The organism is Brevibacterium sp. CCUG 69071 (genome assembly GCF_021023135.1).
Taxonomy (GTDB): domain Bacteria; phylum Actinomycetota; class Actinomycetes; order Actinomycetales; family Brevibacteriaceae; genus Brevibacterium.
Map to the genome: position 1 here is coordinate 1,127,596 of NZ_PGFV01000001.1, position 19,787 is coordinate 1,147,382.

Below are 19,787 nucleotides of genomic sequence, written 5' to 3' on the forward strand. Positions count from 1 at the left end.
TCTGCTTCTACCCTACCTGGGGCGTGGTGAGTTCCGTGTATATGCCCAGCAGTTCTTCGGCCACGTCCCGCTCGGTGGGAAGTGCTGCTCCCACGGTCCGGGCGCGTGCCCCGAGTTCGGTGCGGCGGGCGGGGTCGGCGGCGAGTTCGCCGAGGGCCAATGCCAGTGCCCGGTCGTCATCGGCGGGCACGAGGATGCCGGCATCCCCGATGAGTCCAGGCGTGCCGCCGGTGGCGGTGGCGACGATCGCCTGCCCGGAGATCAGGGCCTCCTGGAGCACGAGGGCTCTGGCCTCCCACACGCTGGTGAGCACGGAGACATCGGCGGCGGCGTTGAGTTCGGCGATGTCGGATCGCGGTCCCAGGAAGTGCAGGGGCACACTCGCCGAGGTGGTTGTCAGTTCCGCGTACTGCGCGCGGACCTCGGTGAGGACCGCATCGTCCGCGGCTCCCGCCACCAGGACGACGAGCGGGCTGGGCGTGGGGTCGGTTCGGCCGGTGCCGGCGTCGGTTCGGTCCGTGCCGGGGTCGGTTCGGTCCCTGCCGGCGTCAGTTCGCCGGGTGCCCGGGCCCGGGTTCGCGTCATTCCCGGCGCCGAGGCGGTCCTGCCCGAGGTGTCCGAGTGCGCGGACGAGCATCGGGTAGTTCTTCTGCGGGGCGACTCGGCCGACGGCGAGGACGATGACGGCACCTTCGTCGAAGCCGTATTCGCTGGCCAGTGCCGCACGGGTGGCGCGGGCCGCCTCGGCGTCGATGGTCGTCACCTGCGGTGCGGCGGCGGGCAGGAAGCGGGCGTCGGCGGCGCCGAGTTTGCGGGCGCGGTCGACGAGGTCCTGGCTGGCGCCGAGGGTGAGGTCGGCCCCGCGGGCGAGCAGGGTTTCGATCCTCGTCTCCACCCGTCCGCGCAGGCCTTGTCCGCTGGCCTGGTTGTGGAGGCTGAGGATGAAGAGAGGGCGTGGGCTCAGCCTGCGCAGGCCGAGGTGGGTGATGAGTCCGGCGCGGAAGCCGTGGGCGTGGACGATCTCGGCGTCGAAGCTGCGCACGAGTGTGGTCAGGCGCCGGACGAGGATCGCGTCCTTGGGCCCGATGCCGGTGCCCATCTCGAGGGAGGCGAAGCGGACCCCGGGCAGGGCGGAGAAGCCGAAGTGGGCGTCGGTGGCGGCGGGGCCGACGACCCCGATCTCATGGCCGGCCGCGCCGAGTTCGCGGGCCAGAGCCCGCACATGGGTGCCGACTCCCCCGGTGGAGGTTCCGATCACATAGACGATTCTCATTACTCATCCTCACTCTCACTGTCGGACGGTCGAGTCTCACGGTTCGAGGTGGGCGTCCCGCTTCCCGCTGCGCTGCCGACCGCACCGGCGCCTGCCGACACGGGATTGTCCGGGCTTGCGCCTCGACGTCCGGCAAGAACACCGCGGACCTCACCGAGGTAGCCGCGGTCGAGGATGAGGACGATGACGGCGAAGATCGCGCAGCCGAGCAGGGCAGAGGCGATGCCGTTGGCCACGGCAGCCAAGGCCCCGGTGTCGAGCATCGAACCCAGCCACCGGGAGGCCAGCACCCCGGCCACCGACCCGAGGACGGCGGCGGCGATCGAGACCGCTGCGCGGCGTCCGACGCGGGCGAGACCTGCGGACCCGAGCACACGACGCATCGAGATGAGCAGGAATATTCCGGCCACGGTCATGCCCAGGGCGTAGCCGATGCAGATGGACACGAGCGTCAGACCGGCATCGCCCTCGGCTCCGGTGAGAAGGATCGCGAGGATCATGCCGACGATGACGAGGACCCAGCCGACCGTCGTCGCGGTCGCCGAATGGCGGGAGCGCTCCATGGCGTAGAACACGCGTGTGCCCCAAGCGACGAAGGACCAGCCGGGCACGGCCAGCGCCATGACGATGATGGCCTGACTCATCGAGGCGAACGGCGCTCCCTGATGCCCCTTGGCTGCGTCGATGGCGGTGAAGAAGGTCTGCAGGGGGCCCGAGGCGGTGATGAGGATGAGTGCCCCGAGGAATCCGATCGTGATGATCAGCGCCGTGGTCGTCGAAGTCATCTGACGCAGCTTCACGCCCGCTGCAGCACGGTCGGCCTCGGTCGCCTCGGGGTCCTTGGCCCGTCCCACCCAGCTCGAGAGCGACGGGAAGGTGACGGTGGCGACGGTCACCGCGAGCACTCCGTAGGGCAGCAGGTAGACGGCGTTGATGTAGCTGAAGAGGACGAAGGTGCCTTCACCGCCGGAGTGGTTCGAGACGAGGATGGTGGCCAGCATGGACCCCTGCTGAGCCAGCAGTGCCGCCATGCCTGCACCGGCCAGGCGCAGGGCCCGGTGGGCAACCCCCGGAGGGAAGGACCAGGTGGGTCGAATCCGCAGGCCGGTCGAGCGCATCGGCAGGGCCAGCGGCAGGGCGAGGGCGGCGACGCCGATCGTCGTGCCCCACCCGAGCCAGCCGATATGGGTCTGCCAGGTCCCGTCTGTGCCGCCCGCCTGCCAATAGGCCACATAGCAGCCGATGACGACGAGGCTCGAAAGCAGTGGGGCGAAGGCGGGCCAGAGGAACTTCCGGTGGGCCTGCAGCACGCCGGTGAGCACGGCGCCGATGCCGTAGAGGACGAGCTGCGGGGAGAACATGAGCAGGAAGACGACGGTCGCCGCGAGCTGTGCCGACTTGTGCGGGTCGGTACCGGTGAGCAGGGCCGCGATCGGATGCGCGAAGACCGCGAGGATGATGCTCAGCGGCAGGGTGACCGACACCGCCCAGGTGAGCAGTCCCGAGGCGATCCGGCCTGCCGTCTCTTTGTCTGACCTGGCCAGCGGAATCGCCAGCAGGGGAATGACCGCCCCGGCCAGGGCACCGCCGGCGACGACCTCGAAGAGGATGTTGGGTACGAGGTTGGCCGACTGGTAGGCCGAGCCCACCGTGCCGGCACCGACAGAGGGTGAGAACACCAGCCACCGCAGGAACCCGACGAGCCGGGTGATCAGAGTGATCACCGATACGAGCAGCGCCGCGGAGGCGAAGACTCGAACGAGCTTGTTCACACGACCTCGCGACCGAAGGCGTCGATCTCGCGCAGTCCGGGTGTGGACTCGATGACGGAGGTGAAGGACACCTTCTCGGACAGCAGGGTGAGACCGACGAGCACGGCGAGGATCGCGGCGCGCTGCTTCGGGCTCGCGGTTTCGGAGAGCACGGTGCCGATGGCAGCGCCCAGGGCGTTGGCACCGGTGTCGCCGAGCATGATCTCCCCGTCGAGGTCCGAGGTCCAGGCGGCCGCAGAGGATCCGGCGATGGCGGCCGACGGCGCCCAGGAGATGGGGCGTTCGTGGTCGGTGAACGCGAGGGTGAGCAGGCCGGCCTTCAGGGCCCGGCCCGGTCGCAGGTCGAGGAGGTTGAACAGGTTCGCGGTGCCCGCAATGACTCCCCCGGTGACGATGATGTCGCCGGCCGTGGACAGCCACGAGTCGTGTTCGGGCTGGTGGCTCAGCCCGAGCAGTCCGTGCTTGCGGGTGCCGGTGCGCAGGATCGCGGCGGCCGCGAGCGAGGCCAGCGGGATTCCGGTGACCTTGATTGCCCCGGTCGTGATCTCACCGCGGGCCAGCGCGGAGAGATGTCCGCGCAGTCCTTTGGAGTCTCCGGATTCGAGGAAGTCGTCGACGCCTCCGAGGCCTCCGGCCACGGCGGTGGCCAGCAGGGTGGCCGCACGCTGGCGGGGGTCTTCGATGAGCACGCTGCCGGCGAGGAGTCCCGCGGTCACGGCGGGGCCTTCGACGAGGGAGACATCGTTGCCGGCGTGGTTGGTGCGCACGACCTTCTCATGCCGGGCCAGCTTCGAGGACAGCACGGCCTTCGTCGCCGCATAGCCGGCGAGGCCCGCGACGGCGGAGCTGACGATCGAGCGGATCATTTCTCGTCTCCCTCATCGGTCTTGTTCGGCATGATCTCCTCGGCGTCGTCGGAGAATCCGTAGTGACCGTGGCTTCCGTTCTCCCCGGCGGCCAGGGCACGGACCGTGATCACGGGGCCGGCGCCGAGGCCGAGTCCGTCGACGGTCGAGGCTCGTGATTTCTCGGTGCGGAGCACGTTGACGAGTCCGTTCTGCGCGGATCCGGCGTCACCGGCCACGACCACTGACTTCGATTCCGAGGTCAGGGTGTTGATGAAGTCGGTGACGAGGGTGCGGGTGGCCTTGTCGTCGGTCGCCTCGGGGCTCGGCTTCGTCTCCTCGGCCAGCGTCGAGTTCTCATCGTCGATGACGGCGAAGAGCTGCGTCGTCTTGTGGTCGGTGTCGGTGCGCAGGCGGCCGGAGTCGATGAATGCGTCGTAGAGTTTCGTGGAGTTCTTCTCCGCGTCCTCACGGTCCTTCTCGTCTTCGAGCATCGAGGCCTTGCCGGTCAGTGCGATGACGAGTGCCGCCCGGATCGCCGTGGAGTCGTCTTCGGGCAGGTTCGGCACGATGTCGCGGAGGGTGGAGAGGAAGTCTGCGGAGTCCTCGAGGTTGAGCGTGTTGTCGACGAAGGCGACGTCGCCGCCGATGGTCGCCCCGGCTTCCTTGATCCGGTTGCTGACTTCTTCGACCTGCTCGGCATCGGCATCGGGGGCGGCGATGATGCCGACCTCTTGGTCCTTGAGGGTGTCGCCGATGAGTTCGGGAGCCGCCGAGGTGATGAAGTCGTTCTGCTTGTCGATGTTGCCGCCCGCGGCATCGAGCTTCGCGCGCAGGTCGTCGCGGTCGGAGCGCAGGGCGTCGACCTGGCTCTGCAGGGACTCCCCGATCGGCTCCTTGAGCGGACCGGCACCGAGGACGATGCCGACGGCCAGGGCGAGGAACACCGAGACGAGGGAGACGAGGTGGTAACGGAAATCAATCACTGGTCAATCCTTGGATGAGGCCGGCGGATTCTGCACTGGCGGCCGGGTCTCCTCCGAAGAGGGACCCGATCCACCCGAAGACGCCGTCGAGTTGGGCTCCGATGAGCCCGAGGAAGGTCTGTCCCGCGGAGGTCGCGAACAGGGCCACGCCGAGGGCGACGAGGCCGGCGATGATGAGCACGCTCAGTTGCAGGCTCGAGATGCGCTGCCGGTAGAGCAGGGACACGCCTTTGGCGTCGATGAGCTTCGAGCCCACGCGCAGGCGGGTGATGAAGGTCGAGGCCATGCCTTTGCGTCCCTTGTCGAGGAACTCCATCACGGTGTCGTGGGTGCCCACGGCCACGATGAGGTCAGCACCTTTGTCGTCGGCGAGGAGCATCGCGATGTCCTCGCTGGTGCCGGAGGCTGCGAAGGCGACGCATTCGACGCCGAGGGAATGGACGCGTTCGGTGCCCGGGGCGTTGCCGTCCCGGTAGGCGTGGACGACGATCTCGGCGCCGGAGGTCAGGGCCGTATCGGACACCGAGTCCATGTCGCCGACGATCATGTCGGGTTTGTACCCGGCTTCGATGATCGCATCGGCTCCGCCGTCGACGCCGATGAGGATCGGGCGGTACTCACGGATGTAGGAGGCGAGGATCGCGAGGTCCTCTTTGTAGTGGTAGCCGCGGACGACGATGAGGACGTGTCGGCCTTCGAACTTCGTGGCCACCTCGGGGACGACGAGTTCGGCTGAGAGCAGATCGGAGTCCTTGCGGATGTACTCGATCGTGTTGTCGACGAAGTCGACGAGCACGGAGTTCATGCCGGCTTCGGCCTCGTGCATGTCTGCGGCGATCGAGTCCTCGGTCTGCCGGATGCCGGTGGCCACGGTCTCTCCGTTAAGGAGGACCGCCTCGCCCTCGACGGTGATCTCCTGGTTCTCCTCGATCAGCTCGAAGATCTCTGCACCGGTGGCGTCGATGAGGGGGATGCCGGCGTCGACGATGATCCCCGGGCCGAGGTTCGGGTACCGGCCGGAGATGGATTTGTCCGCGTTGATGACCGCGACGGGTCGGCAGGCCACGAGGGCTTCGGCGGAGATCCGGTCGATGTCCGCGTGTTTGATGATCGCGATGTCGCCGGCGCTCAGACGCTTGGTGAGGTCCTTGGTTCGCCGATCGAGTTTGGCAGGAGCCGGGCCCGACCGGGTGGGAACAGTGGGGTTCTCCCGAGTTCTACGCACTTTCATGGTTCAGCCATTCTCTCATGCGCGGCTGCCCGACCCGGTCTTGACCTGCCGGGCGGAGTCGAGGAGTTCGGCCGCGTGGGCCTTCGCCGAGGCGGAGTCCTCCATTCCGGCGAGCATCCGGGAGAGTTCGACGACCCGTTCGTCATCGTTCAGTTCCGTGACTCCCGAGCGCACGGTCTCGGCGTCATCGTCCTTGACGATGTGGACGTGCGTGTCCGCCCAGGCGGCGACCTGCGGGAGGTGGGTGACGACGATGACCTGGGCGCCCTGGGCGAGTTTGGCCAGGCGTCGGCCGATCTCCACGGCCGCCTTGCCGCCGACTCCGGCGTCGACCTCGTCGAAGACGTAGGTGGGGATGGATTCGCTTTCGGCGCGGACGACTTCGATGGCGAGCATGACGCGGGAGAGCTCACCGCCGCTGGCGACCTTGCCGATGTCATCGGGGGTCGAGGATTCGTGCGCGGCGAAAGTCAGACGCACATCGTCGCAGCCGTGGGCGGCGGGTTCGCGGTCGGTGATCTCGAAGGTCACGGAGGCCTTGGGCATGGACAGGGCGGCGAGTTCGGTGCTCACGGCTTCCGAGAACGACCGGGCCGTGCTCGTGCGGATCTCGGTCAGCGCCGCCCCGGCGGCTTCCATGGCTTCTCGGGCTTCGCCCAGCTCGGCGTCGAGGCCGTCGAGGTCGCGGTCTTCGGCTTCGAGTTCTGAGAGTTCGGCCGCGGAGCGGGTCTCGAAGTCGAGCACTTCGGCCACGTCCTGACCGTAGGGGGCCAGCGATCCGAGTTCGGCGCGGCGGGCTTCGGTCTCCTCGAGGGAGGTCTCCCCCAGTTCGTCGAAGCCGGAGAGGTAGGAGCTGAGCTCAGCGGCTGAGTCCGAGAGACGCAGGACCGAATCGGAGAGGGTCTCGCGGATGGTGGCCAGTTCCGGGTCGGAGGCTTCGACGTCGGACACGGCGCTGATGGCCTGGTGGACGAGGTCGACAGCGGCTCCGGCGTCGTCGAGTTCCCCGCCGAGGAGGAGGTCGTGGGCGGTGCCGACGGCCCGGGTGATCTCTGCCGCGGCACCGAGTTTCGCAGCCTGCGCGGTCAGGGTCTCGTCCTCGCCGGGTTGCGGGCGGACGGCGTCGATGGCTTCGAGGCAGCCGCGCAGCCACAGGATCCGCTCCCGGCGGGCCGCGGTGGAGTCCTTGATCCGGGAGACTCGGGCCTCGGTCTCCTGCCACGTGTCGTAGGCGGCACGATAACGGCCGGCCACCTCGGCGAGGGCCTGTCCCCCGGCGGCGTCGAGAAGCTGCCGCTGTTGGGCGGCACCTTTGAGCCCGAGCTGTTCGGATTGGCCGTGGAGGGTGATGAGCTCATCGGCGATGTCGGTGAGCACGGAGATCGGCACGGTGCGCCCGCCCGCAGTGGCCCGGGCCCGGCCTTTGGTCGCGACGGTGCGGGAGATGATGGCTTCTTCGTCGACGCTGCCGCCGGCCTCTTCGATGCGGGTGCGCACCGCCTCGGTGACCTCGGAGAAGATGCCTTCGACCTCGGCCTTCTCCGCGCCCTTGCGGACGACCCCGGAGCCGACCTTGCGGCCCATGAGCAGGGACAGGGCGGAGACGAACATGGTCTTGCCGGCACCGGTCTCACCGGTGACGACGGTGAAGCCGGTGGAGAGTTCGACCTCGGCTTCGGCGATCACGCCGAGATGGGAGATGCGCAGCTCAGAGATCATCCGTGCCTCCTCTCCTGCTTCCCGCCTCCTCGATCGGTCCCTTCCAGCCGGAGACAGGCAGGCGGAACTTCGCGACGAGTCGGTCGGTGAAGGGGCCGGTGTGCAGGCGGGCGAGTTTGATCGGCGATTCGGAGCGGCGGGCTTCGATGCGGGCACCGGCGGGCAGTTCCATGGCGCGGCGTCCGTCGCACCACAGGACCGCGGAGAAGTCGGGGTTGGTTTGGGAGATCTCCACGCCGAGGCGGGAGTTCGGGCCGACGACGAGGGGTTCGGCGAACAGGGCGTGGGCGGAGATGGGCACGAGGAGGAGGGCCTCGACCTCGGGCCAGACGATGGGGCCGCCGGCGGAGAAGGAGTAGGCCGTCGACCCGGTGGGGGTGGCGAGGATGACGCCGTCGCAGCCGAAGGAGGACACGGGACGGGAGTCGACGCCGAGCACGACGTCGATCATCCGGGACTTCGTGGTCTTCTCCACGGTCGCCTCGTTGAGCGCCCAAGCATTGAAGATGTTCTCCCCTTCGTGCCACACGGACACGTCGAGGGCGAGACGTTCCTCCACGAGGTAGTCGCGTTGGGATGCCCGGTGGACCGCCTCGGCGAGGTCTTCCCTTTCGCTTTCGGCGAGGAAGCCGACATGGCCGAGGTTGACGCCCATAAGTGGGACGCCGGAGCCGTGGAAGCGTTCAGCCGCGCGAAGGATTGTGCCGTCGCCGCCGAGGACGATGACGAGTTCGCATTCGGACTTCCAGGTGGCCAGCTGGGAGGGGGCGATGACCACGCAGCGGTGCAGCAGGCTCTGCTCGAAGTCGGCTCGCGAGCTGCGGGTGCCGATGTCGACGACCTCTTCGTCGAGGACGACGGGGGTGATTCCGTCGTCGAGGAGAGCCTTGAACACGCTCACCGCGGCGATGGCCGATTCTTCGCGCTGGGGGTGCAGGAGCACCATGATGTGCCGGGTCATGCCTCTCCTCTCATCAGTGTCTCCAGGTGGCCGGGGATGTCCGCTTCGCTGAGCCTATCGGAATCGGTGCCGGTTCTGCCTGGTCGAACACGCAGGAAATACTCCCGGTTCCCACTGGGTCCGGGCAGTGGTGAGGGGGCCAAGTCGGTGACCCGGGCGTCGTGCTCGGCGACGGCGGCGATGACCGAGTCGAGGGCGCGGCGGCGGTTCTTCGCCTCGGCGACGACCCCGTGTTTGTCCAGCGAGGCTCGGGCGAGTTCGAACTGGGGTTTGACCATGAGGAGGAGTTCCCCGGTGGTCGCCGCGAGCAGGGGTTCCAGCAGCAGGCGCAGGGAGATGAACGACACATCAGCGACGACGAGGTCGACCTGCGGGACGTCGGAGGCGCCGAGTTCGCGGAGGTTGAGTCCCTCGCGCACGTGCACGCGCGCATCGGTACGCAGGGAGGGCGCGAGCTGGTCGTGGCCGACGTCGACGGCCCAGACCTCGGTGATTCCTTGATGAAGGAGGACCTGGGTGAAGCCTCCGGTGGAGGCGCCGGCATCGAGCGCGGTGAGACCGGTCAGTGATCCGGTCATCTCGAAGCTCTCAAGCGCGCCAAGGAGTTTGTGGGCGCTGCGAGCGACCCAAGGGTCGGGTTCGGTGACGGTGAGGTCGTCGGTATCGGCGACGTCGTGGGCGGGTTTCGTCACGGTGGTGCCGTTGATGCTCACGCGTCCGGCGGCGATCTCGCGGGCCGCGCGGGAACGGGAGTTGACGAGTCCTCGGTCGACGAGTTCCCGGTCGAGTCTGCTCACAAGGAGCCCACCTGCGAGTCGAGTTCGTCGAGGAGGGCGCTCAGCTGTTCGTGGCGTTCGGCAGCCGGGGCCTCCTTGGCCTCGGCAAGTCCGGCCCGCCAGGATTCGACGGGCACGTCTCCAGCCACCGAGGCGGGGGTCGGTCCGGGAGTCGGTGTCGGCGCGGGAGCCGGCGTCGGCCCAGGAGTCGGTGTCGGTCCGGGCGTGGGCGTGGGGTCAGTCATCGATCCTCCGGGGCAGCGTGACGAGGTCCACGAGGTCGGCGATGTCTGCCTGTTCGTCCGCGTCGATCGCCTCCCACGCCGAGCGCAGTTCGGCTTCGACGCGTGCCGGTTCGTCGCGGTCCCCGCCGGTGATGAGAGGTTCGAGGCCGCGCAGGCTCGGCAGAATGTAGGTCGGACGAAGTTTCGCGGGCGCGCGAAGAGCATCGTGGATGTCGTGGACGCCGGTGAGGACGAGTGCGGTCTCGTAGCCGGCCGCGTTGCCGCCCTCGATGTCGGTTTCGAGCCGATCGCCGACCATCAGCGGTCGCCGGGCGCCGAGGCGGGTGGCCGCGTACTCCATCATGTGGGGTGAGGGTTTGCCGACGATCGTCGGTTCTCGCCCGGTCAGTCGGGAGATCATGTCGATGAATGCGCCGTTGCCGGGGACTTTGCTGCGGCGCCCGATGAGCGAGTAGTCGGGGTTGCTCGCCCACCATTCGAGTCCGGTCTCGATCGCTTCGCACACGGCGACGATTGCCCGGTAGTCGATGTCGGGGTCGAGCCCCTGGGCGATGGCGACGGGATTGTCATCGAGTGAGCGGGTGATCCGGAGGCCGGCCGTTTCGAGTGCGGCGGACAGGCCGGTCGTGCCGACGAGGTAGATGAGGGCTCCGGCCCCGAACTTCTGCAGCAGGGAGTCGGCGAGCACCTGCGCCGAGGTGGTCACCTCGGACTCGTCGGTGCTCACACCCAGCTCGGTGATGTGGGCGGCGACCACCTCGGCGGTGCGGGTGGCGTTGTTCGTCACATAGTTGACGGGGATCGACTGCTCGCGGAGCCAGTTGATGCCCTCGACGGCGCCGGGAATCGGCTCGGGGCCGTGGTAGACGACGCCGTCGAGGTCGAACAGCACACAGTCGATCTGCCCGCCCGGGGTCTCGGGCGTGCTGGTGGCTGCGGGTGCATGCTCGGCGGTGCTGGTCACTGCTCTGCGTCGGCCTCGCTCTCGCCTGTCTCGGCAGCGGCATCGGTGGCTGCGTCGTCGGCGCCTTCGGCCTCGGCGAGGATCTCGTCGAGTTCGGCTTCGATCTCGTCATCGGAGACCTTGACCGACTTGAGTTCCTTTTCGGAGACATGAGTCTTCGACGCTTTCGGAGCCTTTGCTTGCGGTGCTTCGGCCTCCGGAGCTTCGCTCACGGGCTCTTCAGCCGCCGGGGCTTCGGGGTCAGCAGCCTCGGCGGCCGCAGTCTCGGTGGGCGCTGTCTCGTCAGTCGCGTCGACCTCGGCGGCGCTGTCGGCCTCGTCATCGGCGTCTTCGACCTCGTCCGAGCCGTCCTCAATTGCGTCCGAAGGTTCGTCAGCGTCGTCAGAGGCTTCCTCGACCTCGTCGGGGATCTCCTCGACGGTTTCGATCTCGATGCCGAGGTTCGGGTCGGGCTCTTCGTCGCCGAAGAGGGTGCCAGTGGCCTTCGCGGTCCGTCGGGACAGCTCTTCGTACTTGTCGGCCTGCTCGCTTTCGCCGTGGAGGCGCAGCACCTCGGCGTAGGCGGACATCAGACGGACGAGTGCGCCGCTGGGCTTCTGAGTGAAGTCCTCGGCTTCGATGAGTCGGCGTGCTCCGGGCAGATCCTCGAGGTCGGACTTCGCACCGGCAGCGACGATGACGAGCTCGGTGCGGGTGTCGTTGTCGAGGTCGAGCTCGGCCGCCGAGGCGTGGAGTTCGAGAGCCTTCTCCGGCTTGCCGCGTCCACGCTCCGCATCGGCGATGAGGGCGATGTTCTCGTTGGAGCCGGAGATGCGCCGGTGGGTGCGCAGCTCGCGGACGGCCTCATCGTAGTCTTCGACGTAGTAGGCGGCGATGCCGAGTGCCTCACGGACGACGGCAACTCGGCCGGCGCGGGCCATGGCGGCCTTCGCATGTTCATGGGCGCGTTCGGGATCGAGGTCGAGCAGACCGCCGGCGGCGACGAGGTGCTTGGACACCATCGCCGCGTTCTCCTTGTCGATGGAACGCAGCTGACCGCGGATCTCCTTGTCGAGTTCCTGTCCGGTGACGCCTTCGGGAATTTCGGGTTCCTGGATGCGCGGACGACGAGCACGCTGCTCGCGTGCGTAGTCGCCGGTGTCCGTCTTGCGCGATGCGCGACGGTCGTTGTTCCGGTCGGCTCTGCCACGGTCGCGGCCGCCTCGATCTCCGCGGTTGTCATCGCGGTTACGGTCCCCGCGGAATCCCCCGCGGCGATCGTCGTCGTTGCGACGGTTGCCCTGGTAGCCACCACGACGCTCATCGTCGTTCCGGCGATTACCCTGGTAACCGCCTCGGCGGTCGTCATCTCGGTTGCGGTCGCCACGGAACCCACCGCGACGATCGTCATCATTGCGACGGTTCCCCTGGTAACCACCACGGGTGTCATCGCGGTTGCGATCCCCGCGGAAGCCGCCGCGACGATCGTCATCGTTCCGGCGGTTCCCCTGGTAACCGCCTCGGCGGTCGTCATCACGGTTGCGGTCGCCACGGAACCCGCCGCGACGATCGTCATCGTTACGACGGTTGCCCTGGTAGCCACCGCGACGGTCATCATCGTTGCGACGGTTCCCTTGGTACCCGCCGCGACGGTCACCGTCACGGTTGCGGTCTCCGCCGAATCCACCACGGCGATCATCGTCATTCCGACGGTTCCCCTGGTAGCCACCGCGACGGTCATCGTCGTTCCGGCGATTGCCCTGGTACCCACCGCGGTTGTCATCGTCGTTGCGACGGTTCCCTTGGTACCCACCACGGCGATCGTCATCGTTCCGACGGTTCCCCTGGTACCCACCACGACGATCATCATCGTTCCGACGATTCCCCTGGTACCCACCACGACGATCATCATCGTTGCGACGATTGCCCTGGTAGCCACCCCGGCGATCGTCACGGCGATCGGAGTGACGTGGCCCGCGGTCATCCCGCGACTGGCGGGAATCCTGACGGCTGCGATTGTTGTCGCGATCTGAGCGATGACCGCCCTCGGAGCGGCGGTTGTGCTGACTGTCTCGCGAATCCCCTTGGGCCACGATTCTCCCTATAAAGACTTTTCAATGCTTCCGATCCATTCTAGTGCACAGGCACCTTCGATGCCCTGTGGTCGGGACCACGTCGCCGCACCGCCGCAGCACACCGGTCTCAGGCCCCGGAACAGACCGGACCGCCGCTCACCTGCTCTGTTAGAATCAGGGCGAATCGGACGGAACTCTCGACTGTGAATCACATCGGCTCGGCGGCACGGCATCACTCCCCGCCTCAAGCAGCAGAGGACGCATGAACCCTGACGTGGAAGAACCAAGTGCGGCAGATGAAAACCTCCGCATTTCCGCGTGCCTATCTTCATTCCCTTCAACAGCCGATCATATTCACGGCATCGCATCGGCAATAGGACGATTCACAGCAAATCATCTTGCGCCGATTTCCAATTTCTCGAATCCGAATGCGTTCACACCCTTAACACCTACTCCCGAGAAATGTGACCGGATTCATTCGATTGCGCATTCGGCCCCCGGATTCGCCTATCGTGATTCCCGGAACCGAATTCAGCGGCCTCGCACACGGACCCTCTGGCCCGATGCACGCCGTGACGACAGGACCCTCACCCACTAGGAACAGGAGACATCGTGCCCAACACACTCTTCATCGATGGAAAGTGGGTCTCGGCCCAGAATGGTGGGACCAGGGAGATCCGCAACCCCGCCGACAAGAGCTTCGTCGCCGAGGTGGACGAGGCCAGCCCGGCCGACACCGAACTCGCGATCGCCGCCGCCCGTCGTGCCTTCGACTCCGGCGTCTGGTCATCGGTGCCCACCAGCGAACGCGGTGACCTGCTGCTCAAGTTCGCCGCCACCCTGCGTGAGCGCAAGGACGAGTTCGCCCGTGCCGAATCCCTCGACACCGGCAAGCGCTTCGTCGAATCGCAGATCGACATGGACGACATCGCGAACTGCTTCGACTACTTCGGCAAACTCGCCGCCAACAATGCCGGCCGCGTCGTCGACGCCGGCACGGACACCGTGGCTTCGAAGATCGTCCACGAACCCGTCGGCGTGTGCGCGCTCATCACCCCGTGGAACTACCCGCTGCTGCAGGCCGCGTGGAAGATCGCTCCCTGCCTGGCCGCCGGCAATACCTTCATCCTCAAGCCGGCCGAACTCACCCCGCACACCGCGATCCTGACCATGCAGGTCCTCGAGGAGCTCGGACTGCCGGCCGGAGTCGGCAACCTCATCCTCGGCGCGGGTGCCGATGCCGGTGCTCCCCTGTCGACGCACGATGACATCGACATGGTCTCCTTCACCGGCGGCCTGATCACCGGACGACTGCTCGCGAAGAACGCTGCAGCCACCGTCAAGAAGATCGCCCTCGAACTCGGCGGCAAGAACCCCAACGTCGTCTTCGCCGATGCTGACTTCGATGCGGCCGTGGACAATGCGCTCAACGCCGCCTTCGTGCACTCCGGCCAGGTCTGCTCCGCCGGAGCCCGCCTCATCGTCGAAGACTCGATCGCCGAGGAATTCGTCGACCGTCTCGTCGAGCGTGCCCAGCAGATCCGCCTCGGCGGGCCCTTCGATGACAACGCCGAGTCCGGTCCCCTGATCTCCGCGGCCCACCGCGACAAGGTCACCGCCTATGTGGAGAAGGGCATCGCCGAAGGCGCACGCCTGCGCTGCGGCGGCACGTGGGGCGAGGGCGAACTCGAAGCCGGCTACTACTACCTGCCGACCGTGCTCGACCAGGTCAATCGGGGAATGTCCGTGGTCGTCGACGAGGCCTTCGGTCCCGTCGTCACCGTCGAGACCTTCTCCACCGTCGATGAGGCCGTCGAGACCGCCAACGACACCTTCTACGGACTCGCCGGTGCCGTGTGGACCCAGGACGCGGGCAAATCGCAGCTCGTCGCTCAGCGCCTGCGCCACGGCACCATCTGGATCAACGACTTCCACCCCTACCTGCCGCAGGCCGAGTGGGGCGGGTACAAGCAGTCCGGTTTCGGCCGTGAGCTCGGGCCGACCGGTCTTGAGGAGTACCAGGAGTCCAAGCACATCTACCACAACCTCGAACCCGCCGTCACCGGTTGGTTCCCGGATCACACCAAGTAAGGAGACTTGAACCGTGAAGACTACCCACAGCTTTGACTACGTCGTCGTGGGCGGTGGTTCCGCAGGTGCCGCCGTTGCCGCCCGACTCAGCGAAGATCCCGAGGTCAGCGTCGGTCTCCTCGAGGCCGGTCCGACCGACGTCGACGAAGATGTCATCCTGCGTCTCAACCGCTGGATGGAACTCCTCGAGTCCGGCTTCGACTGGGACTACCCCATCGAAGAGCAGGAGCACGGCAACTCACACATGCGCCATGCCCGGGCCAAGGTCCTCGGCGGCTGCTCCTCCCACAACTCGTGCATCGCATTCTGGGCGCCGAAGGAGGACCTCGACGATTGGGAGACCAAGCACGGGGCCGCCGGATGGGGTTCGAAGGACACCTTCGGTCTGTACAAGAAGCTCGAGAACAACGAGCTGCCCGGTGACCACCACGGCCACGGAGGACCCGTGAGCCTGATGAACGTGCCCCCGGTCGATCCCTGCGGCATCGCGCTCCTCGACGCCTGCGAGCAGGCCGGGATCCCGCGCGTGCAGTTCAACGAAGGTCAGACCGTCATCAACGGTGCGAACTTCTTCCAGGTCAACCGCAAGGCCGACGGCACCCGCTCGTCGTCCTCGGTGTCCTACCTGCACCCGATCCTCGACCGTGAGAACCTCACGATCCTCACCGACACTCAGGCCAAGGAGCTCGAGTTCGACGAGAACGACAACTGCACCGGTGTGCACGTGGTCAACAACGCCTTCGGCAGGACCAACCGCATCGAGGCGAAGAAGGAAGTCATCGTCTCCGCCGGTGCGATCAACACCCCGCAGCTGCTCATGCTCTCGGGCATCGGCCCGAAGGACCACCTCGCCGAGGTGGGGCTCGAGGTCCGCGTGGATTCGCCGGGAGTCGGCGAGCACCTGGCCGACCACCCCGAGGGTGTCATCTCCTGGGAAGCCAAGCAGCCGATGGTCGAGGATTCGACCCAGTGGTGGGAGATCGGGATCTTCTCCCCCACCGAGGAGGGACTGGACCGTCCCGATCTCATGTTCCACTACGGTTCGGTGCCCTTCGACATGCACACCCTGCGCCAGGGCTACCCGACGGCGGAGAACACGTTCTGCCTGACTCCGAACGTCACGCATGCGAAGTCGCGCGGCACCGTGCGTCTGCGCTCGAAGGACTTCCGCGACAAGCCGAAGGTCGATCCCCGCTACTTCACCGATCCCGAAGGCCACGACATGCGCGTCATGGTCGCCGGCATCAAGAAGGCACGCGAGATCGTGTCCCAGGATGCGATGCAGGAGTGGGCCGGCCAGGAGCTGTTCCCCGGTGCCGATGTGCAGACCGATGAGCAGATCGCCGACTACATCGAGCGCACCCACAACACTGTCTACCACCCGGTGGGCACGACCCGGATGGGTGCCGCCGATGATGCGTCCTCGCCGCTGGATCCGCAGCTGCGGGTCAAGGGCGTCAACCGTCTGCGCGTCGTCGACGCCTCGGCAATGCCGGAGATCACCACCGTCAACCCGAACATCACCGTGATGATGATGGGCGAGAAGTGTGCGGAGATGATCAAGTCCGGGCAGTGATGTCGCATCGAACAGCTGTGAGGCATCAGCGAACAGCTGAGTGATTCGAGGGGCCGATGCGTGTACGCATCGGCCCCTCTGTCTGTCGGATTTCGCTGGTCGTGACCGAAAGTCCTTGACTCTGCCCCTAGGGCAACGTTTGTGATCGAAATAGACCCCGAGAAACGGACGAAAGGATCAGTCATGACAGGCACCAGCGTTTCACCCGGCAACAGCTCTCCGGCAGTCACATCCCGTCCCTTTGGAACTCACCTGAAGATGCGGTGGTGGGTGCCCGTGCTTCTGACGGTCATTATCATCGTCGGAACCTACTTGTTCCAGACGGTGCTTCTCTCTGCCGCGGCGATGGTCGAAGTGGGAGTCTTCGACAAGGATCCGAATGATCCCTCGCTCACTCCTCTCACCTACCTTGGGCTCAATCTCTCGATCATCCTCATCGCTCCCCTAGCGGTCTTTGCCCTGCGGGCTCTCACCGGTGCCGGCTGGGGTGCTGTGATGGCACCTGGACGACGATTCTCGATGCGCAGGCTCTTTGCCTACACGGGTGTGTTCGCGATTCTCATGATCGCGCTCAACATCGTGGTCAACGCCGTTCACCCGGCGTCGGCAGATACCTTCGCGGTCACCGGAACGACGGTGGCGCTGCTGGCGATCATCGTCATCACGACTCCGCTCCAGTCGGCTGCCGAGGAGATCACGTTCCGCGGTGTCCTGATGACCTCGTACGGATCATGGGCCCGATCGGCCAAGCTCGCGATGGTCATCGGTGTCAGTCTTTCGTCGGTGCTCTTCGCGACCCTGCATACCAGTGCCGACCCGTGGATGATCGTCAACTACCTCGGCCTCGGTACGAGCACCGCCATCATCGCAGTGATCAGCCGTGGCCTTGAGGCGTCGATCGCCTACCATGCGATGAACAATGTGTTCGCCATGGTGATCGGGTCGCTGTTCGCCTCGGGCGGCGGGATCCCTCAGGACCGTTCAGCCGGGGCGGCCGGACCGTATATGCTCCTGTTCGTCCTCGCCGAAGCGGTCGCGATCGTCATCGTCTGGCAGGTCGAGAAGCGACGGTCCGCGCGTGCCGTAGCAGTCGTCCCGGATGCCGGCGCCGACCAGAGCTCAGTTTAGAACCGTTCGTACCGCCAAGAGCGTGAGAGCTTGAAGAGGGCAACCCCCAACCAGGGGGCGGCCCTCTCCGACGCGGTTTCTCACACGACTTCAGCCGGCGTCGTCATCCTTGCCGCGACTGCCGGTCCGCCCGGCCAGAGTCCCCCGTTTTGCCGGGTTTTTGTGGCGCGGTGCATCGACATAGGGATCACGGAACTTCGGCGCCGGTTCGACCGCCTCGGGCTTGGACACGAACTCTTCATCGTCGTCGTATTCGTGGCCGAATTCGTCGTCATCGTCTTCACGACGTTCGACCTCTTCAGGCGGAAGCACCTTCTTCCAACGGCGCATCCGGACCCGAGGCAACTCGCCGGCGTCCTCACGAAGGGCACGAATGAGCGCATAGATTTGGAAGTAGGCGATGATGAAGAACGGCAGTCCGACGAGGATGATCGTCGACTGCAGTGCCTCGAGCCCGCCTGAGCCGGAGAAGACAAGGAGTGCGGCGGTGACGACGGCGATCGCCAGTGCCCAGAAGATCCTCTGCGGCAGCGGGTTGAAGTCTTCGTGTCCGTTGTTCATCGTGTCGACGACGAGCGCGGCCGAGTCGACCGAGGTGACGAAGAAGATGACGACGAGGATGATCGCGATGATCGAGACCGGCACCGCGAGCGGGTAGTGATCGAGGAAGGCGAAGAGTGCGCCTGGCACATCGCCCTGCTCGACGACCCGATCGACGAGTCCCCCGCCCTGATTGAACTCGATGTCGAAGGAGGCGTAGCCGAACACGCCGAACCACAGGATCGAGAAGGCCGAGGGGATCGCGAGCACACCGATGACGAACTGACGGATCGTACGTCCCCGTGAGATGCGGGCGATGAAGATGCCGACGAAGGGCGACCAGGTGATCGTCCACGCCCAGTAGAAGACGGTCCATGTGTTCTGCCAGCCGGTATCGGCGAAGGTGTCATTCCAGAGGGCAAGTTCGGGCAGGGACTGGATGTAGGTGCCCAGGGATTCGAAGACGCCCTTGGCCATGAACAGCGTCGGGCCGAGCACGACGATGAAGATGAGCAGCAGCACGGCCATGACGATGTTGATGTTCGAGAGCACCTTGATGCCCTTGTCGAGGCCCAGTGAGACCGAGATCGTGGCGAGTCCGCAGACGACGCCGATGATGATGAGCTGCCACAGCGCGTTCTCCGGGATCCCGATGACCTGAGCGAGCCCGCCGTTGATCTGCAGGGTGCCGAGGCCGATCGATACGGCGATGCCGAAGACGGTGCCGATGATGGCGACGACGTCGATGAACTTGCCGATGGGACCGTGGATCTTCTCGCCGAGGATGGGCTGGAAGATCGAGCTCACGCGCGGTGGCAGGTTGCGCTTGTGGATGAAGTAGGCGAAGCACAGCGCCGGCAGCGTGAAGATCGTCCACGTGTGCAGGGTGAAGTGGTAGTAGGTGAAGTTCATGGCGTCCGTCGCGGCGGCGACCGTACCCGGTTCGATGCCGAGGGACGCACGCGGAGGATCGCCGAAGTGGCTGACCGGCTCTGCCACTCCCCAGAACATGAGGATCGAGCCGATGCCGGCGGCGAAAAGCATCGCGAACCAGGCTCCGTTGGAGTGCTCGGGTGCCTCATTGTCGGGGCCGAGCTTGGCTCGCCCGTAGCGAGAGGCGGCGATGTAGATGAGGAAGACGAGGAAGACGGTGACACCGAGGATGTAGAACCATCCGAGGTTCGTCAGCAGCCAGTCGGAGGCTGCGGAGACGCCGGAGTCCAATTGATCGGTGAAGAAGATCGTCCCGAGGACGAAGAGGACGATGACGGCGGCAGATGAGAAGAAGATCGCGGGGTTCGTGCGCAGTCTCAGCGCATCGTGCAGTCGATCAAGCATGTGCGGAACCTTCCGTAGTGATGTGCGGCCAACACTACAGAAGGTGCGCGTCCATGGGGCAAACGCGGTTGTTACGAAGCGATAAAAATCGGGAAGCGTGCGGATGCGCATGGTCCGTGAATACACGAAGAGGGCCACCCCCAACAGGGGGTGACCCACTCCAAAAAATATTGCGGCAGTCACCTACTCTCCCACAACCACCAAGTTGCAGTACCATCAGCATGAAATGGGCTTAGCTACCGGGATCGGAACGGTTAACCGGGCGTTTCCCCACCACTATCACCACCG

At 66.2% G+C, this 19,787-nt stretch carries 16 protein-coding genes and 1 rRNA gene; 4 read left to right on the forward strand and 13 right to left on the reverse strand.

The genetic code is table 11. From position 1 onward, the window contains the following. Nucleotides 1–7 precede the first annotated feature (7 nt). From CV023_RS05135 to CV023_RS05185, 11 genes are read right to left on the reverse strand one after another with little or no spacing between them, the layout of a single operon-like run. Complete coding sequence (locus CV023_RS05135; protein ID WP_230744349.1) at nucleotides 8–1,273, reverse strand: glycosyltransferase family 4 protein; 1,266 nt, start codon at nucleotides 1,271–1,273, stop codon at nucleotides 8–10. After that, nucleotides 1,273–3,045, reverse strand: coding sequence for a murein biosynthesis integral membrane protein MurJ (gene murJ / locus CV023_RS05140; protein ID WP_230744350.1), 1,773 nt, complete (start codon nucleotides 3,043–3,045; stop codon nucleotides 1,273–1,275). Before murJ ends, CV023_RS05135 begins: the two co-directional genes overlap by 1 nt. Next, complete coding sequence (locus tag CV023_RS05145) at nucleotides 3,042–3,911, reverse strand: hypothetical protein (protein WP_230744351.1); 870 nt, start codon at nucleotides 3,909–3,911, stop codon at nucleotides 3,042–3,044. The genes murJ and CV023_RS05145 overlap by 4 nt, the downstream gene beginning before the upstream one ends. After that, complete coding sequence (locus CV023_RS05150) at nucleotides 3,908–4,876, reverse strand: copper transporter (RefSeq protein WP_230744352.1); 969 nt, start codon at nucleotides 4,874–4,876, stop codon at nucleotides 3,908–3,910. The genes CV023_RS05145 and CV023_RS05150 overlap by 4 nt, the downstream gene beginning before the upstream one ends. Next, nucleotides 4,869–6,107 (reverse strand): putative cytokinetic ring protein SteA, encoded by a 1,239-nt coding sequence (gene steA / locus CV023_RS05155; protein WP_230744353.1) that lies wholly within the window; start codon nucleotides 6,105–6,107, stop codon nucleotides 4,869–4,871. The genes CV023_RS05150 and steA overlap by 8 nt, the downstream gene beginning before the upstream one ends. Nucleotides 6,108–6,122: 15 nt before the next feature. Further along, nucleotides 6,123–7,826 (reverse strand): DNA repair protein RecN, encoded by a 1,704-nt coding sequence (gene recN, locus CV023_RS05160; protein WP_230744354.1) that lies wholly within the window; start codon nucleotides 7,824–7,826, stop codon nucleotides 6,123–6,125. Next, complete coding sequence (locus tag CV023_RS05165; RefSeq protein WP_230744355.1) at nucleotides 7,816–8,787, reverse strand: NAD kinase; 972 nt, start codon at nucleotides 8,785–8,787, stop codon at nucleotides 7,816–7,818. The genes recN and CV023_RS05165 overlap by 11 nt, the downstream gene beginning before the upstream one ends. Beyond that, a complete protein-coding gene (locus CV023_RS05170; protein WP_230744356.1) occupies nucleotides 8,784–9,584 on the reverse strand; it encodes a TlyA family RNA methyltransferase in 801 nt (266 codons plus the stop codon). The genes CV023_RS05165 and CV023_RS05170 overlap by 4 nt, the downstream gene beginning before the upstream one ends. Beyond that, nucleotides 9,581–9,808: a hypothetical protein gene (locus tag CV023_RS05175; protein ID WP_230744357.1), complete on the reverse strand. Its 228-nt coding sequence runs from the start codon at nucleotides 9,806–9,808 to the stop codon at nucleotides 9,581–9,583. The genes CV023_RS05170 and CV023_RS05175 overlap by 4 nt, the downstream gene beginning before the upstream one ends. Then, complete coding sequence (locus tag CV023_RS05180; RefSeq protein ID WP_230744358.1) at nucleotides 9,801–10,772, reverse strand: HAD-IIA family hydrolase; 972 nt, start codon at nucleotides 10,770–10,772, stop codon at nucleotides 9,801–9,803. The genes CV023_RS05175 and CV023_RS05180 overlap by 8 nt, the downstream gene beginning before the upstream one ends. Continuing rightward, nucleotides 10,769–11,773 carry a hypothetical protein gene (locus tag CV023_RS05185; protein ID WP_230744359.1) on the reverse strand — a complete coding sequence of 335 codons (1,005 nt, stop codon included), beginning with the start codon at nucleotides 11,771–11,773 and terminating at the stop codon, nucleotides 10,769–10,771. The genes CV023_RS05180 and CV023_RS05185 overlap by 4 nt, the downstream gene beginning before the upstream one ends. Between CV023_RS05185 and CV023_RS05190 the strand changes: the two genes are divergently transcribed. From CV023_RS05190 to CV023_RS05205, 4 genes are all read left to right on the forward strand, one after another. Then, entirely contained in the window at nucleotides 11,705–12,784 is a 1,080-nt protein-coding gene (locus CV023_RS05190; protein ID WP_230744360.1) for a hypothetical protein, read from the forward strand. The genes CV023_RS05185 and CV023_RS05190 overlap by 69 nt on opposite strands. Before the next feature lie 654 nt (nucleotides 12,785–13,438). Beyond that, nucleotides 13,439–14,917: an aldehyde dehydrogenase family protein gene (locus CV023_RS05195; protein WP_230744361.1), complete on the forward strand. Its 1,479-nt coding sequence runs from the start codon at nucleotides 13,439–13,441 to the stop codon at nucleotides 14,915–14,917. A 13-nt stretch (nucleotides 14,918–14,930) separates the two neighbouring features. Next, a complete protein-coding gene (locus tag CV023_RS05200) occupies nucleotides 14,931–16,493 on the forward strand; it encodes a GMC family oxidoreductase (RefSeq protein WP_230744362.1) in 1,563 nt (520 codons plus the stop codon). A 270-nt stretch (nucleotides 16,494–16,763) separates the two neighbouring features. Further along, complete coding sequence (locus CV023_RS05205) at nucleotides 16,764–17,621, forward strand: CPBP family intramembrane glutamic endopeptidase (RefSeq protein ID WP_230744363.1); 858 nt, start codon at nucleotides 16,764–16,766, stop codon at nucleotides 17,619–17,621. A gap of 90 nt (nucleotides 17,622–17,711) precedes the next feature. On the opposite strand, the gene CV023_RS05210 is transcribed toward CV023_RS05205, so the two are convergent. Together CV023_RS05210 and rrf are read right to left on the reverse strand one after the other, a co-directional pair. After that, nucleotides 17,712–19,499, reverse strand: coding sequence for a BCCT family transporter (locus tag CV023_RS05210; RefSeq protein ID WP_230744364.1), 1,788 nt, complete (start codon nucleotides 19,497–19,499; stop codon nucleotides 17,712–17,714). 170 nt (nucleotides 19,500–19,669) lie between these two features. Then, a 5S ribosomal RNA gene (gene rrf / locus CV023_RS05215) occupies nucleotides 19,670–19,787 on the reverse strand; the annotation flags it as partial.